This is a genomic window from Streptomyces sp. WZ.A104, from assembly GCF_002382885.1.
In the GTDB taxonomy this organism is placed as follows: Bacteria; Actinomycetota; Actinomycetes; order Streptomycetales; family Streptomycetaceae; genus Streptomyces.
Genome location: NZ_NWVL01000163.1, coordinates 1 through 2068 on the forward strand (window position 1 = coordinate 1; position 2068 = coordinate 2068).

General features: G+C 74.1%; 3 protein-coding genes and 1 pseudogene. 1 reads left to right on the plus strand and 3 read right to left on the minus strand.

Annotated features, from left to right (window positions below):
- From CIB93_RS36880 to CIB93_RS36890, 3 genes and pseudogenes are all read right to left on the minus strand, one after another.
- A pseudogene (locus CIB93_RS36880) lies at positions 1 to 536 on the minus strand (hypothetical protein); the annotation flags it as partial.
- Positions 520 to 819, minus strand: coding sequence for a hypothetical protein (locus tag CIB93_RS36885; RefSeq protein WP_096633120.1), 300 nt, complete (start codon positions 817 to 819; stop codon positions 520 to 522). The pseudogene CIB93_RS36880 and the gene CIB93_RS36885, both read right to left, overlap by 17 nt.
- A gap of 201 nt (positions 820 to 1020) precedes the next feature.
- Positions 1021 to 1227: a hypothetical protein gene (locus CIB93_RS36890; RefSeq protein WP_096633121.1), complete on the minus strand. Its 207-nt coding sequence runs from the start codon at positions 1225 to 1227 to the stop codon at positions 1021 to 1023.
- 544 nt (positions 1228 to 1771) lie between these two features.
- Here CIB93_RS36890 and CIB93_RS38375 point away from each other — a divergent pair.
- A complete protein-coding gene (locus CIB93_RS38375) occupies positions 1772 to 1948 on the plus strand; it encodes a hypothetical protein (protein ID WP_179500380.1) in 177 nt (58 codons plus the stop codon).
- Positions 1949 to 2068 lie beyond the last annotated feature (120 nt).

Below are 2068 nucleotides of genomic sequence, written 5' to 3' on the forward strand. Positions count from 1 at the left end.
GCCTCGGCGGCGGCGTGCGCGGCGGCGGCCGTCTGCTCGGCGGCCCGTCGGGCGGCGGCGGCCTCCTCCACCCGGACGGCGGCCGCATGATCGACGGCGGCGAGGTGGGCGGCGACGGCGTCGGTGTCGGCGGCGGCCTGCTCACCGGCGAGGACGGTCTCCAGAGCGGCGGCCACCCGGGGCAGCAGCTCGGCGAGCACGCTCTGCTCACGGGCCCGCCGGGCGAGGACGACTGGCAGCGGATCCGGCGCGGGGGCGGACTCGCCCGCCTCCTCGGCGGCGCGTCGGGCGGCGGCCTCCGCCTCCGCCTTCTTCTCCTGCCGGTACGCGTACTGCTTGTCCCGCTTGTTGTTGTGGGTGGGGCAGAACTCCGGGGGCGGCCCGGGGCGGCCCGGGGCGGGCCTCTCGCGCGCCTCGGTGCAGTCGGGGTAGCGGCAGTCCGCCGTCGCCCCGGCGTGGCCGGCGAACTTCCGCTCCAGCCACGGGTCCCCGGCGCCAGGGGCGGGGATGGTGGCGCTGTCAGTGAGCTCCGGCACCGGAGGCCTCCGTCTCGGTCCGCGCGAGCTCGTCCTCCTGGACGGCCAGGCCGGCCAGGTGCCACATCGTGTTGCACAGGTGCTCGGCGCTCACCGCGCCGTCGACGAGGTCGCCGTCGGCGCCGTCGACGAGCAGGGCGGTGACCTTCTGGGCGACGCCGCGCCGGATCTCCCGGCGGCGGCTGGCGTCGGCCGCGGCGTACTGCGCGTCGGCGAGGAACTGGTTGCCCTCCTTGGTCGTGAGGTGCTCCACGACCTCCGCGACGCTCAACTGGTCCGCCACCGTGTCCCCTTCGTGTTCCGGTGCCCGCTTTCGGGCGAGTCGATCCTATCGGCGGGCGGCCCGGCGCCGGGCGATGCCGCCCGGCGCCCTGCTGTCCGCTCTCGTACGTCCCAGCGGGCGTCCGGAGCCCGCGGGCCTGCCGCTCACCGCGTTCCTGGAGCCCCGCCCGGCGGGCGACCGGGGCCTGGGCAGCGGGCGCTTCTACGCGTCCTTGACGGCGCGCCAGCCGAGGACGGCGGCGAGGAGGACGCCCAGCATGCCGCCGCCCGTGCAGACCCACACGCCGCCGCCCCCGGGGAACCCGGTGCCGAGCAGCCAGGCCGCCAGGGCCCCGGCGGCGATCCCGGTGAACCCGCCGGCGGCCAGCGCGCCGGCGAAGTTGCGGTGCATGCGTCCTTCGAAGTCCATGCCCGGAGTATCCCCCTCTTCTCCCCAGCCCGGGGGGCCTGCCGCCTGATCGGGACGTGGCCCGGTGGGCTGCGGAGTCGGCGCCGGGCGAGGACAGTACCGGCCGGCCTGCCGTTTTCCCGGCCCACCGATCTTTCCTCACGATCCTAACTCAACTCACTTTTGAGTAACGTTGATGATAGATGAGTGAGGTTAGATCCATGATGACATGCGGAAATGCCTGTGCAGGAATCTGAGGAATGATGAAGGTTCCTGGACTAATGGGCTTGTGCCATACTTCGGACCGCTCAGAATGGCTGTGCCGCGCTGGGGCGCTGTGGCGCCGGGCCCGCTCGCGGCGGGAGGAGGCCGCGCGCAGGAGGCCGCTGACAGAAGTCGTTGAATCCAGAACATTGCCGTGTCGGCCCTCCTTGGGGGCCTGATTCGGGATACGCTCCCCTTAGCCGGAATCAGAAACCGGCGAGTACACGACAACAAGCGTCAGCGGGTATCCGGCTCACGCAACGACTTCGCCAGGACGGCCCGAGAGCACAGGGGGAGCAGGATGACGGGGGAGATCCCGCAGGAGCAGGTGCCGGCGGACACCGTCCAGGCGGCGCTGTTCCCGGTGACGGTCACCGCGGTGCGCCGCGAGGTCACCTACGCCCGCCCCGACGGCGGCCCGCTCACCCACAGCGACTTCGCCCGCCTGCACGTCCTCGCCCGCGGCGCCGCCCGGTGACCGCCCCCGGGCCCGACGGGCAGCAGGCGGGGGACCCGTTCGCGCGGGCGCGCGGCCTGCTCGAGCCCGAGGCGAAGCGGCGCGGCCTCACCGTCCCCGAGCTGCTGCGCCGGCTGGCCC